12 protein-coding genes and 1 pseudogene are annotated in these 16,392 nt (G+C 45.9%); 9 read left to right on the forward strand and 4 right to left on the reverse strand.

All coding sequences use genetic code 11. From position 1 onward, the window contains the following. Nucleotides 1-61 precede the first annotated feature (61 nt). A complete protein-coding gene (gene niaP, locus KXZ66_RS01660) occupies nt 62-1,264 on the forward strand; it encodes a niacin permease NiaP (RefSeq protein WP_219144765.1) in 1,203 nt (400 codons plus the stop codon). A gap of 286 nt (nt 1,265-1,550) precedes the next feature. Here the strand turns inward: niaP and KXZ66_RS01665 are convergent, their stop codons facing one another. Both KXZ66_RS01665 and KXZ66_RS01670 read right to left on the reverse strand, forming a co-directional pair. Continuing rightward, nucleotides 1,551-2,723: an MFS transporter gene (locus tag KXZ66_RS01665; RefSeq protein WP_141949523.1), complete on the reverse strand. Its 1,173-nt coding sequence runs from the start codon at nt 2,721-2,723 to the stop codon at nt 1,551-1,553. Between the two features lie 68 nt (nt 2,724-2,791). Continuing rightward, on the reverse strand, nt 2,792-3,094 hold the full coding sequence (locus KXZ66_RS01670; RefSeq protein ID WP_010886398.1) for an ArsR/SmtB family transcription factor: 303 nt from the start codon (nt 3,092-3,094) through the stop codon (nt 2,792-2,794). A gap of 289 nt (nt 3,095-3,383) precedes the next feature. On the opposite strand from KXZ66_RS01670, the gene opuAA reads away from it, so the two are divergent. From opuAA to opuAC, 3 genes are read left to right on the forward strand one after another with little or no spacing between them, the layout of a single operon-like run. Beyond that, a complete protein-coding gene (gene opuAA, locus KXZ66_RS01675) occupies nt 3,384-4,640 on the forward strand; it encodes a glycine/proline betaine ABC transporter ATP-binding protein OpuAA (RefSeq protein ID WP_003246301.1) in 1,257 nt (418 codons plus the stop codon). Nucleotide 4,641: 1 nt separating this feature from the next. Next, nucleotides 4,642-5,490 carry a glycine/proline betaine ABC transporter permease subunit OpuAB gene (gene opuAB, locus KXZ66_RS01680; protein WP_003234703.1) on the forward strand — a complete coding sequence of 283 codons (849 nt, stop codon included), beginning with the start codon at nt 4,642-4,644 and terminating at the stop codon, nt 5,488-5,490. Continuing rightward, nucleotides 5,490-6,371: a glycine/proline betaine ABC transporter substrate-binding protein OpuAC gene (gene opuAC, locus KXZ66_RS01685; RefSeq protein WP_003246462.1), complete on the forward strand. Its 882-nt coding sequence runs from the start codon at nt 5,490-5,492 to the stop codon at nt 6,369-6,371. Before opuAB ends, opuAC begins: the two co-directional genes overlap by 1 nt. A gap of 37 nt (nt 6,372-6,408) precedes the next feature. Here opuAC and KXZ66_RS01690 read toward each other — a convergent pair whose 3' ends face one another. Further along, nucleotides 6,409-7,560 carry a M20 peptidase aminoacylase family protein gene (locus tag KXZ66_RS01690; protein ID WP_219144766.1) on the reverse strand — a complete coding sequence of 384 codons (1,152 nt, stop codon included), beginning with the start codon at nt 7,558-7,560 and terminating at the stop codon, nt 6,409-6,411. 148 nt (nt 7,561-7,708) lie between these two features. On the opposite strand from KXZ66_RS01690, the gene KXZ66_RS01695 reads away from it, so the two are divergent. The 5 genes and pseudogenes from KXZ66_RS01695 to KXZ66_RS01715 all read left to right on the forward strand — a co-directional run bounded on the left by KXZ66_RS01695 (nt 7,709) and on the right by KXZ66_RS01715 (nt 14,786). Next, the gene (locus KXZ66_RS01695; RefSeq protein WP_219144767.1) at nt 7,709-9,142 is read left to right on the forward strand and encodes a YfcC family protein; all 1,434 of its coding nucleotides are present in this window, start codon (nt 7,709-7,711) and stop codon (nt 9,140-9,142) included. Nucleotides 9,143-9,257: 115 nt separating this feature from the next. Beyond that, nucleotides 9,258-9,859: pseudogene (locus KXZ66_RS01700) on the forward strand (DUF6773 family protein). 148 nt (nt 9,860-10,007) lie between these two features. Then, the gene (gene amyE, locus KXZ66_RS01705; protein ID WP_032730532.1) at nt 10,008-11,987 is read left to right on the forward strand and encodes an alpha-amylase; all 1,980 of its coding nucleotides are present in this window, start codon (nt 10,008-10,010) and stop codon (nt 11,985-11,987) included. Nucleotides 11,988-12,163: 176 nt separating this feature from the next. Next, nucleotides 12,164-13,129: an L-lactate dehydrogenase gene (locus tag KXZ66_RS01710; protein WP_219144768.1), complete on the forward strand. Its 966-nt coding sequence runs from the start codon at nt 12,164-12,166 to the stop codon at nt 13,127-13,129. Between the two features lie 31 nt (nt 13,130-13,160). Next, nucleotides 13,161-14,786, forward strand: a complete 1,626-nt coding sequence (locus KXZ66_RS01715; protein ID WP_041850667.1) for an L-lactate permease — start codon at nt 13,161-13,163, stop codon at nt 14,784-14,786. Between the two features lie 43 nt (nt 14,787-14,829). On the opposite strand, the gene bmr3 is transcribed toward KXZ66_RS01715, so the two are convergent. After that, on the reverse strand, nt 14,830-16,368 hold the full coding sequence (gene bmr3, locus KXZ66_RS01720; RefSeq protein ID WP_003234681.1) for a multidrug efflux MFS transporter Bmr3: 1,539 nt from the start codon (nt 16,366-16,368) through the stop codon (nt 14,830-14,832). Between the last annotated feature and the right edge of the window lie 24 nt (nt 16,369-16,392).

The following is a 16,392-nucleotide window of genomic DNA, read 5'->3' on the forward strand; positions in this document are numbered from 1 at the left end:
AATGTGTAAAGACAGGTGTAAACTTAAACGGTAATCATTTTGCATATCAGAGGTGTTGGCAATGGGAAAACAACAGCCTATATCCCAGCGTAAACTGCTGGGCGTCGCCGGTTTGGGGTGGCTGTTTGATGCAATGGATGTCGGAATATTATCGTTTATTATCGCCGCGCTCCATGTAGAGTGGAATCTGTCGCCCGAAGAAATGAAATGGATCGGAAGCGTCAATTCCATCGGCATGGCTGCGGGTGCGTTTTTGTTTGGTTTGCTTGCTGATCGAATCGGCCGCAAAAAAGTGTTCATCATCACCCTTTTATGCTTTTCCATCGGAAGCGGCATTTCCGCTTTGGTGACGAGCTTATCGGCATTTCTAATCCTTCGTTTCGTGATTGGTATGGGACTTGGCGGCGAGCTTCCAGTCGCTTCAACACTCGTTTCGGAAGCGGTTGTGCCTGAAAAGCGGGGCAGAGTGATTGTGCTTTTGGAAAGCTTTTGGGCCGTTGGCTGGCTCGGAGCGGCCTTGATTTCTTACTTTGTGATACCAAGCTTCGGCTGGCAGGCTGCCCTTCTGTTAACTGCGCTGACTGCTTTTTATGCGCTGTACCTGCGGACGAGTCTGCCTGATTCGCCGAAATATGAATCGCTTTCTGCCAAAAAGAGGTCGGTGTGGGAGAATGTAAAAAGCGTCTGGGCAAGACAGTATATACGGCCGACGGTGATGCTGTCGATCGTTTGGTTCTGTGTGGTGTTTTCTTATTACGGCATGTTCCTATGGCTCCCGAGTGTCATGCTGCTGAAAGGCTTCAGCATGATTCAAAGCTTTGAATATGTCCTGCTGATGACGCTTGCTCAGCTACCTGGCTATTTCTCTGCCGCATGGCTGATTGAAAAAGCGGGCCGGAAGTGGATACTCGTCGTTTACTTGATTGGCACAGCAGGAAGCGCCTATTTCTTCGGAACGGCGGATTCCTTAAGTCTTCTGCTTACGGCTGGAATGCTGTTATCGTTTTTCAATCTCGGTGCATGGGGCGTGTTGTATGCTTATACCCCGGAGCAATACCCGACTGCGATTCGAGCAACAGGTTCAGGAACGACAGCAGCGTTTGGAAGAATCGGCGGCATCTTCGGGCCTTTGCTCGTCGGAACGCTCGCAGCCCGTCATATTTCGTTTTCGGTCATCTTTTCAATCTTTTGCATTGCAATCTTACTCGCGGTTGCTTGTATTTTGATTATGGGGAAAGAAACGAAACAAACTGAGCTAGAATAGGAAAAGCACCTCTTTTAAGAGGTGCTTTCAGCGTGTCGACAAACCCTCGCATTCGTTGTCAGGACTGCGCTTCGGTGCTCAATGCGAAGTGGATCAACGGCTAAATTCTCAGGCGTCCTGCCTAAACGCCGTCGTCATCACATCCTGTGAATGTCCGCTCCTATGCTCGTCCTTCCTAGACTTCAAGGGTTTTCAATCACGCTGAAAAGATGACAAAATCCTAAAATGAAAACCATTTTAGGATTTTGTCAACAATCTGAGGCACCTCTTGAATGAGGTGCTTTTTTTACAATTGCGCCCGGGCTGCGGATTGGCGTTTCCCGGTTTTACTGATTTTCTGGTAGAGCGTCATAGAAAGTATGAACAAAATGGCAGTAAATCCTGTGACAGCTCCGAAATGCTGTGTGCTTTGATATAAAAAACCTGCAATACTTGTACCGACAGTGGTTCCGGCATACATAGCGGCATTGGAAAGGGAAGCGATGGTGCCTCGCGCATTTGGTGCAATGGATTGAAAGACACCCATCATTAACGGAAAGATGATGCCAGCTGTAAAAAACGTGAGAAAAAAGCTGGCTTCTACTAAAAACAAGTTTGGAAAGAACGGAAGAGCGAAATAGAGAGCGCCCATTAGCAGCATCCCGCTGATCAGTGTTTTAAACATGCCCAGCTTTTCTGAAACCCGGCTGCCGATAAGGCTCCCGAGCATATTTCCCAGTCCGAGTACAAGCATAGCTGCGCCAATTTGTGACACGGTTAAATGATAATCCGCGGAAAGCCAAGTACCCAGAAAGCTGAACGATGCGAAGTTTCCGGTTTGAAACAGAAAATAGGCAAGCAGAATAACCGATGTTTTCGGCAATGAAAAAAGCTCCCGATAGGGGTTGACAATTGATGGGCACGCCAATGGTTCAGAAGGCCGGATATCAGGCATGACAACCGCCAGGATCAATAGTAGAATAAGCGAGCACGCTGACAAAACGAAAAATGGCGTATGCCATGTAAAGGAAGCGAGAAACCCTCCAATAGGAAGTCCGAGCATTTGTGAAGCGGCCAAACCTGCTGTCGCAATCCCCATGCCTTTTATGATCTGAGAAGGCCGGACAATGACTGGGATGGATGCCCAAATTTGAGGCGTCACAAACGCAGCGCTAACGCCTGCGGCAAAACGGAACAGGCACATGGCGGCAAAAGAGGGAGCGATGCCGCATAAAAACGTGGATAGGATAAAGCCTGCAAGTCCCCACAGCATGACTGTTTTCCTGTTCAGCCGGTCTGAGATTGGGCCTGCAATGAAAGCGAAGAGCGCATAACCGAGTGCATAAGCGCTGACCATCCAGCCTGACAAATCAGTAGAGACATGAAACTGATTCTGTAAAAGGGGGAGAAGCGGCGAAAGCAAAAAGGTATCCGTGCCAATGACAAACATGACACTGAAGAAAAGCCAAATGCGATTCAAATTTTATCACTCCTATTGTTTTATAACTTTGAAACTATGAAACAGATATGTATAGAGAAAACCCTTTGTTAGAGGGTTTCCAAAAAGCCAGGCAGGTAAGTTTGAAATGTGTCTTCACGCAGACTGACGTATTTTGTCCGCGAATCTTTCCGGGTTGCCGTCAATCCCGCTTCACGCAGCGTTTTAAAATGATAAGATGCCGTGGTTTTGACAATATTGCACTTTTCACCTACTTCACCGCAGCTGAGTTCTTTTCCGCTGACATAAAGCGTACGAATAATGGCAAGCCTTGATTCATCAGACAGTGCTTTAAAAATTTGCGCTCTGATTTGATCATCTGATTGTTTCATAGTCATGAAACTATAATACATAATGGGTGTTGGAAAAGCAACTTATTTTTCCAGTAAAGGAGCAGGAAGTCATAAGAGGAAGGAGGAATTCAATTCCAATAAAAGCGTTTTCAAATAAAGATAGGAGAAAAATCACCCGTAAAATACAATCATATAGGAGGATTACAGAGCATTTAGAAGCATAAATAAGATCATGTGGTCACATGGATGTTTATAAAGAAATGGTACAGAATAAAAGAGAATATGCTGTTTGTGTGGGAAGTTACATAAATGTTACGGTAATAAAGATTGCTTAATATGGAGGGAAAATATGAGTGTAGATGAGAAACCAATTAAGATAAAAGTCGAGAAAGTCTCTAAGATTTTTGGGAAACAAACAAAGAAGGCAGTTCAAATGCTTGCCAACGGAAAGACAAAAAAAGAGATCCTGAAAGCAACCGGATCAACCGTTGGTGTTAATCAGGCAGATTTTGAAGTATATGATGGTGAGATATTTGTCATCATGGGTCTATCAGGGAGCGGTAAATCAACTTTAGTACGGATGTTAAACCGGCTTATTGAACCGACTGCCGGAAATATTTACATTGATGGTGACATGATAACAAATATGTCTAAAGACCAGCTCCGGGAAGTCCGCCGGAAGAAAATCAGCATGGTCTTCCAAAAGTTCGCTCTGTTCCCGCACAGAACAATACTTGAAAACACAGAATACGGACTGGAACTTCAAGGTGTAGACAAACAAGAGCGGCAGCAAAAAGCGCTTGAGTCTCTTAAGCTCGTTGGACTGGAAGGATTTGAACACCAATATCCAGACCAGCTTTCCGGCGGGATGCAGCAGCGTGTCGGCCTTGCCCGCGCGTTGACAAATGATCCGGACATCCTTCTGATGGACGAAGCGTTCAGTGCGCTCGATCCACTGATTCGTAAAGATATGCAGGATGAGCTTCTTGATCTTCACGATAATGTCGGAAAAACAATTATCTTTATTACGCATGACTTGGACGAAGCGTTGCGGATCGGCGACAGAATTGTCCTAATGAAGGACGGCAACATCGTTCAAATCGGCACGCCTGAAGAAATCCTGATGAATCCATCTAACGAATATGTTGAGAAATTCGTCGAAGATGTTGATTTGTCTAAAGTCCTCACAGCAGGCCACATTATGAAACGCGCTGAAACAGTGCGGATTGATAAAGGGCCTCGCGTAGCATTGACACTGATGAAAAACCTTGGAATTTCTTCAATTTATGCAGTGGATAAACAAAAGAAATTATTAGGTGTTATCTATGCGTCTGATGCGAAAAAAGCGGCTGAGTCTGATTTGTCACTTCAAGACATCTTGAATACAGAATTTACGACTGTACCAGAGAATACGTATCTGACTGAGATTTTTGACGTTGTGTCCGATGCGAATATTCCAATTGCGGTTGTGGATGAGAAGCAAAGAATGAAAGGAATTGTCGTAAGAGGCGCGCTGATTGGCGCACTTGCCGGCAATAACGAGTATATCAATGCTGAAGGCACTAACGAACAAACACAAGATCCTTCTGCACAGGAGGTGAAATAAGATGGATAGACTGCCTAGAATACCTTTAGCAGATATTATTGACCGTTTTGTTGACTGGATTACGATGACGTTTGGCGGATTCTTCGACGGAATCGCTAACGGATTGGCCGCTTTTGTAAATGGAATTGTCACCGGTCTTGGATTTATTCCATCTATTTTGTTAACGATTATTTTCGCCGCACTTGCGTGGTGGATCAGTACAAGGGGAATTGCGTTATTTACGTTGATTGGATTCCTCCTGATCGATTATTTAGGATATTGGGACCCAATGCTGCAAACATTGGCGCTTGTGTTGACATCTGTGATTATTTCGATTGTGGTCGGGGTTCCGATCGGAATTTGGGCGTCTCAGAAAGAAACGGTTCGCCGTATTGTAACGCCAATTCTTGATTTAATGCAGACAATGCCTGCTTTCGTATATCTATTGCCGGCGATTTTCTTCTTTAACATCGGTGTTGTGCCGGGTGTTGTTGCATCTGTTATCTTCGCGATGCCGCCGACAATCCGCATGACTGTTCTCGGTATTAAACAAGTGCCGGCGGATTTGATTGAAGCGACTGAGGCATTCGGTTCTACAACAGCTCAGCGTTTGTTTAAAGTTCAGCTTCCGCTTGCGACAAAAACGATTTTGGCCGGAATTAACCAGAGCATCATGCTTGCGTTATCAATGGTTGTTATCGCCGCAATGGTCGGTGCACCGGGACTTGGTTCTGAAGTATACAGTGCCGTTACACAGCTGAAAACCGGGGTCGGAGTAGAGGCCGGTATCGCCATCGTTATCGTTGCCATTACCCTGGACCGTATTACTCAAAATATTAAAGTGAAGAAGAAAAGCAGGGGGAATGCCTGATGCTTAAAAAAATCATCGGCATCGGCGTTTCCGCCATGCTGGCGCTCTCACTTGCGGCTTGCGGTTCAGAAAACGATGAAAATGCATCCGCAGCAGAACAAGTGAATAAGACCATCATCGGGATTGACCCCGGTTCAGGGATTATGTCCCTGACTGACAAAGCGATGAAGGATTATGACCTGAATGACTGGACATTGATTTCAGCGTCAAGTGCTGCGATGACCGCTACGCTTAAAAAGTCATACGACCGTAAGAAACCGATTATCATTACAGGATGGACACCGCACTGGATGTTCTCCAGATATAAGCTGAAATATCTCGATGATCCGAAACAATCTTATGGCAGCGCAGAGGAAATCCATACGATCACACGCAAAGGCTTCAGCAAAGAGCAGCCGAATGCCGCAAAGCTTCTGAGCCAGTTTAAATGGACGCAGGACGAAATGGGCGAAATCATGATCAAGGTGGAAGAAGGCGAGAAACCTGCCAAAGTTGCTGCTGAGTACGTCAATAAACACAAGGATCAGATTGCCGAATGGACAAAAGGCGTTCAAAAGGTGAAGGGAGACAAAATCAACCTCGCCTATGTGGCGTGGGACAGTGAGATTGCAAGTACAAACGTCATAGGCAAAGTCTTAGAAGACTTGGGCTATGAGGTAACACTTACTCAGGTAGAGGCTGGGCCGATGTGGACTGCAATTGCGACGGGAAGTGCGGATGCATCCCTTTCCGCATGGCTGCCGAATACCCATAAAGCATACGCCGCTAAATATAAAGGCAAATATGATGATATTGGCACCAGTATGACTGGTGTGAAGATGGGGCTTGTTGTTCCTCAATATATGAAAAATGTCAACTCAATTGAAGATTTGAAGAAGTAATCAAAAAAGCAGCCTGTGTCAGGCTGCTTTTTTTGCGTTATTTTACGTAAGCGGCAGCGGGTGAATCAGCCTTTTGAAAAGTTTTTAATACGGCATTCGCTAAAATGTGAATGCCGTTGAACATCGCATTTCTGTCAAAGGTCATGTTTGGATGATGGAGCCCCGGCTGGAGCCCGCAGCCTAGTCCGAGCATCGTTGTTTTCAGATTCGGCACCTTCACGGCGTAAAAATGGAAATCCTCTCCGCCGGTGGTGACAAGCGGGTCATCAAGCCGCTCAGCCCCGATGATATCTGTAATGGCTTCTGCCATGATCGCTTCAGCTTCTTTGTTTTGTGTTGCCGCAGGAAGGCTGTGTTCTTTTTGCAGCTCGATTTTGGCGCTGAATGCGGCGGCGGCCGCTTCACAGGCTCTTTCTGTTTCGGCGATTAACGCCTCCATGGCTTCATTGGTCTGTGCGCGCAAATCAAGGCTGAACGATGCTTTTCCTGGAATGATGTTAGAGCTTTCACCGCCGGCTTGAAGTTTTGTCATTTTGACGGTATGCGGGATTTGCGGGTCAATATGAATGAGTCCGAGCTTATGTACAAGAAATGCCGCAATTTCAATGCTGTTTTTCCCGAGGTGCGGACGGGCGCCATGAGCCTCTTCCCCGATGATCGTTCCCTCAATGTGCTGGCTTGATCCGTGCAGAATAGACGGAGCGCAGCGGCCGTTCTGTGTTTCCTGAATCGGACGGACGTGAACGCCATACAAATAGTCGATATCATCAAGCACGCCTTCTTCTATCATTTTCAAGGCGCCGCCGCCTTTTTCTTCTGCCGGCTGAAAGATAAAACGGATTGTGCCCTTCGGAAGCTCAGGTTGTTTTTTGAGCAGCATTAACGTGCCCAATGCCATTGTCATATGTGAATCGTGTCCGCAGGAATGGTTGGCGCGAAATGTGCCGTTAACCTCCTGCCACAGCGCGTCAATATCAGCGCGTACCGCTACAACAGGTGAGCCTGAGCCGATTTCACCGACAACCCCGGTGCAGTCTGAAAACGTGCGCGTCCGGCACCCTAAATCCTCAAGCTTTTGTTTCAAAAATGAAGTTGTCTCATATTCCTTCCAGCTGACTTCAGGGTTCGCGTGCAGATGCTCGAAGATGTCCATAATGGTTTGTTTCATGTCTTCTGAAAGCTTTTGCATGGTTAGAAATACCTCCTTCTATCAGAATGAATTTTTACCTTCTTTACTTTATTTATATTGAAACAGGAAGATAGGCTGTATATAATATAGCACATATTGCTACTTTTCAGAATAATGAATATATTCAAACAGAGGGGATGGATCGAACATGAGTATGCCAGCAGCCGAAACACAGCCTAAGAAAAAACGAACGACATTTAAAATGCCTGACGCCTATGTCCTCTTATTTATGATTGCTTTCATTTGCGCAATCGCTTCATATATTGTGCCGGCAGGTGAATTTGACCGCGTGACAAAGGGGGATGTCACGACCGCTGTTCCAGGAAGCTATCATTCAATTGAACAGTCTCCGGTCAGCTTGATCAGCTTTTTTACTTCTCTACAGGATGGAATGATTGGATCAGCACCCATCATCTTTCTGATTTTATTCACAGGCGGCACCATTGCTATTCTAGAAAAAACCGGTGCCATCAATGGCCTGATTTACAATGTCATCAGCAAATTCCGCACAAAGCAATTATTATTTATTTGTATTGTCGGCGCATTGTTCTCCATTCTCGGAACAACCGGGATTGTCGTGAATTCAGTTATCGGTTTTATCCCCATCGGCCTCATTGTGGCACGATCCTTAAAATGGGACGCAGTCGCGGGAGCCGCTGTTATTTACATCGGCTGCTACGCTGGATTTAACTCCACCATATTATCACCGTCACCGCTCGGTTTATCACAATCAATCGCGGAGCTCCCTCTTTTTTCTGGAATCGGCCTGCGAGTTGTGATATACATATGCTTTTTGCTGTCTTCTATTATTTATATCTATTTGTATACGAGAAAATTAAAAAAATCAAAAGATGCCAGTGTGTTAGGAACAGATTGGTTCCCTGCGGCAGAAATGGGCGAAGCCGGTAAAGAAGAAGATCAGTCAGTGCCGTTTACCGTTCGCCATAAGCTGATTTTGGCTGTGGCGGGACTCTCACTTGTCGGATTTTTATACGGCGCTTTGAAGCTTGGCTGGTCAGATTCCCAAATGGCTGCGACATTTATTTTTATTTCTGTCCTTGCCGGTTTAATAGGCGGACTTGCGGCGAACGATATTGCCAAAACCTTCATTACGGGCTGCCAAAGTCTTGTATACGGGGCGCTGATTGTCGGGATGGCACGAAGCATTTCCGTTATCCTTGAAAATGGAAAGCTTCTCGATACTGTCGTCAATGCTTTGGCTTCACTTTTGGACGGATTCAGCCCGATTGCCGGGGCAATCGGCATGTATATCGCCAGTGCGCTGCTTCATTTTCTCATCTCTTCAGGTTCTGGCGAAGCCGTTGTATTTATTCCAATCCTGGCGCCGCTCGCAGATTTGATGGGAATCACGAGACAGGTTGCGGTTGAGGCAGTTATGCTTGGAGAAGGGGTCGTCAACTGTGTGAACCCGACATCCGGCGTTCTCATGGCGGTGCTTGCCGCCAGCGGTATTCCGTATGTCAAGTGGCTGCGGTTTATGGTGCCGCTTGCTCTGATTTGGTTCTTGATCGGGCTTGTCTTTATCGTGATCGGCGTCATGATCAATTGGGGGCCGTTTTAACGATTGCTGCCCGCCGGCTTGTACGGCGGGCTTTTGAGTTATTCATTGCAGAAGCGCAGGCTGTTATTGTAACATGTAAGCCATAAGCCATTCGTAAAAGTGCGGGAGGAAGGTCATGAATAATCTGCGTAATAGACTTTCAGGCGTGAATGGGAAAAATAAGAGAGTAAAAGAAAAAGAACAAAAAATCTGGTCGGAGATTGGGATGATAGCGGGAGCATTTGCGCTGCTTGATGTGATCATCCGCGGCATTATGTTTGAATTTCCGTTTAAAGAATGGGCTGCAAGCCTTGTGTTTTTGTTCATCATTATCTTATATTACTGCATCAGGGCTGCGGCATCCGGAATGCTCATGCCGAGAATAGACACCAAAGAAGAACTGCAAAAACGGGTGAAGCAGCAGCGAATAGAATCAATTGCGGTCGCCTTTGCGGTAGTGGTGCTTACGATGTACGACAGGGGGATTCCCCATACATTCTTCGCTTGGCTGAAAATGATTCTTCTTTTTATCGTCTGCGGCGGCGTTCTGTTTCTGCTTCGGTATGTGATTGTGAAGCTGGCTTACAGAAGAGCTGTAAAAGAAGAAGTAAAAAAGAAATCATCTTGAAAAATAGATGGTTTCTTTTTTTGTTTGGAAAGCGAGGGAAGCGTTCACAGTTTCGGGCAGCTTTTTTTATAGGAACATTGATTTGTATTCACTCTGCCAAGTTGTTTTGATAGAGTGATTGTGATAATTTAAAATGTAAGCGTTAACAAAATTATCCAGTCTTCACATCAGTTTGAAAGGAGGAAGCGGAAGAATGAAGTAAGAGGGATTTTTGACTCCGAAGTAAGTCTTCAAAAAATCAAATAAGGAGTGTCAAGAATGTTTGCAAAACGATTCAAAACCTCTTTACTGCCGTTATTCGCTGGATTTTTATTGCTGTTTCATTTGGTTCTGGCAGGACCGGCGGCTGCGAGTGCTGAAACGGCGAACAAATCGAATGAGCTTACAGCACCGTCGATCAAAAGCGGAACCATTCTTCATGCATGGAATTGGTCGTTCAATACGTTAAAACACAATATGAAGGATATTCATGATGCAGGATATACAGCCATTCAGACATCTCCGATTAACCAAGTAAAGGAAGGGAATCAAGGAGATAAAAGCATGTCGAACTGGTACTGGCTGTATCAGCCGACATCGTATCAAATTGGCAACCGTTACTTAGGTACTGAACAAGAATTTAAAGAAATGTGTGCAGCCGCTGAAGAATATGGCATAAAGGTCATTGTTGACGCGGTCATCAATCATACCACCAGTGATTATGCCGCGATTTCCAATGAGGTTAAGAGTATTCCAAACTGGACACATGGAAACACACAAATTAAAAACTGGTCGGATCGATGGGATGTCACGCAGAATTCATTGCTCGGGCTGTATGACTGGAATACACAAAATACACAAGTACAGTCCTATCTGAAACGGTTCTTAGAAAGGGCATTGAATGACGGGGCAGACGGTTTTCGATTTGATGCCGCCAAACATATAGAGCTTCCAGATGATGGCAGTTATGGCAGTCAATTTTGGCCGAATATCACAAATACATCTGCAGAGTTCCAATACGGAGAAATCCTGCAGGATAGTGCCTCCAGAGATGCTGCATATGCGAATTATATGGATGTGACAGCGTCTAACTATGGGCATTCCATAAGGTCCGCTTTAAAGAATCGTAATCTGGGCGTGTCGAATATCTCCCACTATGCATCTGATGTGTCTGCGGACAAGCTAGTGACATGGGTAGAGTCGCATGATACGTATGCCAATGATGATGAAGAGTCGACATGGATGAGCGATGATGATATCCGTTTAGGCTGGGCGGTGATAGCTTCTCGTTCAGGCAGTACGCCTCTTTTCTTTTCCAGACCTGAGGGAGGCGGAAATGGTGTGAGGTTCCCGGGGAAAAGCCAAATAGGCGATCGCGGGAGTGCTTTATTTGAAGATCAGGCTATCACTGCGGTCAATAGATTTCACAATGTGATGGCTGGACAGCCTGAGGAACTCTCGAACCCGAATGGAAACAACCAGATATTTATGAATCAGCGCGGCTCACATGGCGTTGTGCTGGCAAATGCAGGTTCATCCTCTGTCTCTATCAATACGGCAACAAAATTGCCTGATGGCAGGTATGACAATAAAGCTGGAGCGGGTTCATTTCAAGTGAACGATGGTAAACTGACAGGCACGATCAATGCCAGGTCTGTAGCTGTGCTTTATCCTGATGATATTGCAAAAGCGCCTCATGTTTTCCTTGAGAATTACAAAACAGGTGTAACACATTCTTTCAATGATCAACTGACGATTACCTTGCGTGCAGATGCGAATACAACAAAAGCCGTTTATCAAATCAATAATGGACCAGAGACGGCGTTTAAGGATGGAGATCAATTCACAATCGGAAAAGGAGATCCATTTGGCAAAACATACACCATCATGTTAAAAGGAACGAACAGTGATGGTGTAACGAGGACCGAGAAATACAGTTTTGTTAAAAGAGATCCAGCGTCGGCCAAAACCATCGGCTATCAAAATCCGAATCATTGGAGCCAGGTAAATGCTTATATCTATAAACATGATGGGAGCCGAGTAATTGAATTGACCGGATCTTGGCCTGGAAAACCAATGACTAAAAATGCAGACGGAATTTACACGCTGACGCTGCCTGCGGACACGGATACAACCAACGCAAAAGTGATTTTTAATAATGGCAGCGCCCAAGTGCCCGGTCAGAATCAGCCTGGCTTTGATTACGTGCTAAATGGTTTATATAATGACTCGGGCTTAAGCGGTTCTCTTCCCCATTGAGGGCAAGGCTAGACGGGACTTACCGAAAGAAACCATCAATGATGGTTTCTTTTTTGTTCATAAATCAGACAAAACTTTTCTCTTGCAAAAGTTTGTGAAGTGTTGCACAATATAAATGTGAAATACTTCACAAACAAAAAGACATCAAAGAGAAACATACCCTGGAAGGATGATTAATGATGAACAAACATGTAAATAAAGTAGCTTTAATCGGAGCGGGTTTTGTTGGAAGCAGTTATGCATTTGCGTTAATTAACCAAGGGATCACAGATGAGCTTGTGGTCATTGATGTAAATAAAGAAAAAGCAATGGGCGATGTGATGGATTTAAACCACGGAAAGGCGTTTGCGCCACAACCGGTCAAAACATCTTACGGAACATATGAAGACTGCAAGGATGCTGATATTGTCTGCATTTGCGCCGGAGCAAACCAAAAGCCTGGTGAGACACGCCTTGAATTAGTAGAAAAGAACTTGAAGATTTTCAAAGGCATCGTTAGTGAAGTCATGGCGAGCGGATTTGACGGCATTTTCTTAATCGCGACAAATCCGGTTGATATCCTGACTTACGCAACATGGAAATTCAGCGGCCTGCCAAAAGAGCGGGTGATCGGAAGCGGCACAACACTAGATTCTGCGAGATTCCGTTTCATGCTGAGCGAATACTTTGGCGCAGCGCCTCAAAACGTGCACGCGCATATTATCGGAGAGCACGGCGACACAGAGCTTCCTGTTTGGAGCCACGCGAATGTCGGCGGTGTGCCGGTCAGTGAACTCGTTGAGAAAAACGATGCGTACAAACAAGAGGAGCTGGACCAAATTGAAGATGATGTGAAAAACGCAGCTTACCATATCATTGAGAAAAAAGGCGCGACTTATTATGGGGTTGCGATGAGTCTTGCTCGCATTACAAAAGCCATTCTTCATAATGAAAACAGCATATTAACTGTCAGCACATATTTGGACGGGCAATACGGTGCAGATGACGTGTACATCGGTGTGCCGGCTGTCGTGAACCGCGGAGGGATCGCAGGTATCACTGAGCTGAACTTAAATGAGAAAGAAAAAGAACAGTTCCTTCACAGCGCCGGCGTCCTTAAAAACATTTTAAAACCTCATTTTGCAGAACAAAAAGTCAACTAACCGCAACTTTAGAGTAAAGGGCTGATTGTCAATGTGGGAGCAGTTGTATGATCCGTTTGGAAACGAGTATGTGAGCGCACTTGTGGCGCTCACTCCGATTCTCTTTTTTCTTTTGGCTTTAACTGTTTTGAAAATGAAAGGCATTCTTGCGGCATTTCTTACCCTAGCCGTCAGTTTCTTCGTCTCCGTTTGGGCATTTCATATGCCGGTTGAAAAAGCGATTTCTTCTGTTTTGTTAGGAATCGGGAGCGGGCTGTGGCCTATTGGCTACATCGTCCTGATGGCGGTGTGGCTGTATAAAATCGCAGTGAAAACCGGGAAATTTACCATTATTCGGTCCAGCATTGCCGGCATTTCGCCTGACCAACGATTACAGCTATTATTAATTGGTTTTTGTTTTAATGCGTTTTTAGAAGGCGCGGCTGGTTTTGGTGTTCCGATTGCGATTAGTGCGGCGCTGCTCGTCGAACTTGGTTTTAAACCGTTGAAAGCGGCGGCGCTCTGCTTGATTGCAAACGCCGCCTCCGGAGCCTTTGGGGCGATTGGGATTCCTGTCATCACAGGGGCGCAGATTGGTGATTTGTCTGCTCTTGAGCTGTCACGGACATTAATGTGGACACTGCCGATGATCTCATTTTTAATACCATTCCTGCTTGTATTCTTATTAGACCGAATGAAAGGAATCAAACAGACATGGCCCGCTCTTCTGGTTGTGAGCGGTGGGTATACAGCGGTTCAGACACTGACAATGGCGGTGCTCGGGCCGGAATTAGCAAACATTTTGGCGGCCTTATTCAGCATGGGCGGGCTTGCCCTCTTCCTCCGCAAATGGCAGCCGAAAGAGATTTACCGCGAGGAAGGGGCCGGCGATGCTGGTGAGAAAAAGGCATACCGTGCCGCTGACATTGCGAAAGCGTGGTCTCCTTTCTACATTTTAACTGCGGCGATCACCATCTGGAGCCTTCCAGCCTTCAAAGCGCTTTTCCAAGAAGGCGGGCTGTTATATCAATCAACGCTCCTGTTCAAAATGCCTTTTCTGCATCAGCAAATTATGAAAATGCCGCCGATTGCGCCATCTGCCATGCCGTTAGATGCAGTCTTTAAAGTTGATCTGCTGTCAGCGACTGGTACAGCGATTTTAGCGGCGGTCATCGTGACAGGGCTGTTCAGCAAAAAGTTCTCCTCCCGGGATGCCTTTGCTTCCCTGAAGGAGACAGGAAAAGAGCTGTGGGTGCCGATTATGACGATCTGCTTCGTGATGGGGTTTGCCAATCTGGCCAACTTCGCAGGGCTCAGCTCTTCAATTGGGTTAGCATTGGCGAAAACAGGAGACCTGTTCCCGTTTGTCAGTCCTGTTCTTGGCTGGATTGGCGTGTTCATCACCGGTTCTGTTGTCAGCAATAATGCTTTGTTCGGCCATTTGCAGGTTGTCACCGGAGCGCAAATCGGTGCGGGTTCAGACTTGCTGTTAGCCGCAAATACGGCGGGCGGTGTCATGGCGAAACTTGTTTCTCCTCAATCTATCGCCATCGCTGCCGCAGCGGTAGGCCAAACAGGCAAGGAATCTAAACTGTTTAAAAGGACAGTGGCGTACAGCCTGATTCTGTTATTGATCATTTGTATATGGACGTTTATTCTTGCAAGATTTGGAGTGTAATAGAAAAAAGCAGTACATGCCCAGCATGTACTGCTTTTTTATGTTAATTTGCTTTCTTTGTCATTTCGGCTGTTGTTTTCACTCTGGCTTTCCCCATAAATAAAATGGTAACCGCCGCGAGGACAATTGGAATCAAAGCGAGCAAAAAGACATACGTAATACTTGATGACATCGCGTCAATAATGCGATTCAGGATCGCATCAGGAATCTGGGAACGTGTTCCCGCTTGGAATATCTCCTGCGGGTCGCCAATATTTTGCGCAGCACCTGATCCCGCTGAGCCTTTCATACCGCTGAAGGCGTCACTCAGCTTGTTCGTGAATACGTTTGTTTGCACCGTTCCGAAAATGGTGACGCCTAAGGTCATGCCAAATGATCGCAAAAATGAATTTGTAGAGTTTGCCGTTCCCCGAAAGCGAGGTTCAAGATCATTCATCGATGCCGCCGGCAGCAGGGAGAAGTTAAAGCCTACACCAAAGCCTGAAATCATCATAAAGACTGTCAGCCATACCCGTGCTGTGTCAGGCGTCATATTGGAAAGAAGCAGCATACCGATAAAGAAAGCTATAACAGATATCAGCATCAAATTGCGGAAGCTTGCCTTCGTTTGGAAGATTCCGCCGATCATGCTTCCGATGACTGATCCAATCATCATCGGCGTCAGAATGAAGCCCGCGCTTGTCGCCGAGCTGCCGTAGACCGCCTGAACGAAAATCGGAATAAATACCGCTAAAATAATAAATGTTCCGCCATACAGGAAAGCGAGAATCTGTGCTGTGGCAAACAAGCGGTTCTTAAACATCCAGAAAGAAATAATCGGCTCTTCTGCTTTTCTCTCCACAATAAAAAAGGCAATGAAGAAAACGGCGAATACAATAAACAGCCCGATGATCTGAATGGAATTCCAATCGTATGTTTTGCCGCCAAGCTCAAGGGCGAACATCAGGCATACAATGGATACGACTAAGGTAATCGCGCCGCCCCAGTCTATTTTCTGCTTTCTGTGCTCCAGAGATTCTTTGTAGTAGCGAATAATGAAAAACAATGACAATGCGCCGATCGGCACATTGATGTAAAACACCCAGTGCCAGCTGATCGAATCTGTAATGATCGCGCCTAAGAGCGGACCAAGAACGCTTGATAATCCAAATACAGCACCGAACATGCCGGACATTTTTCCGCGTTTTTCCGGCGGAAACAAATCAAAGATAATGGTAAAGGCAATCGGCAGGAGCGCGCCGCCTCCGATCCCTTGAATGGCCCGGAAGATGATCAGCTGATTCATCGTCTGGGCAATCCCGCATAAAGCCGAACCGATTAAGAAAAAAATAAGTCCAAACAGGAAAAAACGTTTTCGGCCGTACATATCGGAAAGCTTGCCGTAAATCGGCATGCCAGCCATAACCGCCACCATATAGGATGCCGTCACCCAGGCAAATTTATCGAAGCTTCCAAGATCGGCTACGATATTGCCCATCGCGGTGGCAACAATCGTATTGTCCATTGCAGACATCAAGATGCCCAGCAGGAGACCGAGGACCACAAATTTGGTGGAAGCCTGTTTTGCTGTTGTTGTGTCCATTTGTTCTACCTCCTCTTACTTTTC

This window comes from Bacillus sp. LJBS17, from assembly GCF_019334685.1.
GTDB classification, from domain to species: Bacteria; Bacillota; Bacilli; order Bacillales; family Bacillaceae; genus Bacillus; species Bacillus subtilis.

What these genes read in the sequence shown, in the direction of transcription:
- niaP (WP_219144765.1), top strand. Translation starts at nt 62, where the DNA reads ATGGGAAAACAACAGCCTATATCCCAGCGTAAACTGCTGGGCGTCGCC.
- KXZ66_RS01670 (WP_010886398.1), bottom strand. Translation starts at nt 3,094, where the DNA reads ATGTATTATAGTTTCATGACTATGAAACAATCAGATGATCAAATCAGA.
- opuAA (WP_003246301.1), top strand. Translation starts at nt 3,384, where the DNA reads ATGAGTGTAGATGAGAAACCAATTAAGATAAAAGTCGAGAAAGTCTCT.
- opuAB (WP_003234703.1), top strand. Translation starts at nt 4,642, where the DNA reads ATGGATAGACTGCCTAGAATACCTTTAGCAGATATTATTGACCGTTTT.
- opuAC (WP_003246462.1), top strand. Translation starts at nt 5,490, where the DNA reads ATGCTTAAAAAAATCATCGGCATCGGCGTTTCCGCCATGCTGGCGCTC.
- KXZ66_RS01690 (WP_219144766.1), bottom strand. Translation starts at nt 7,560, where the DNA reads ATGCAAAAGCTTTCAGAAGACATGAAACAAACCATTATGGACATCTTC.
- KXZ66_RS01695 (WP_219144767.1), top strand. Translation starts at nt 7,709, where the DNA reads ATGAGTATGCCAGCAGCCGAAACACAGCCTAAGAAAAAACGAACGACA.
- amyE (WP_032730532.1), top strand. Translation starts at nt 10,008, where the DNA reads ATGTTTGCAAAACGATTCAAAACCTCTTTACTGCCGTTATTCGCTGGA.
- KXZ66_RS01710 (WP_219144768.1), top strand. Translation starts at nt 12,164, where the DNA reads ATGATGAACAAACATGTAAATAAAGTAGCTTTAATCGGAGCGGGTTTT.
- KXZ66_RS01715 (WP_041850667.1), top strand. Translation starts at nt 13,161, where the DNA reads ATGTGGGAGCAGTTGTATGATCCGTTTGGAAACGAGTATGTGAGCGCA.
- bmr3 (WP_003234681.1), bottom strand. Translation starts at nt 16,368, where the DNA reads ATGGACACAACAACAGCAAAACAGGCTTCCACCAAATTTGTGGTCCTC.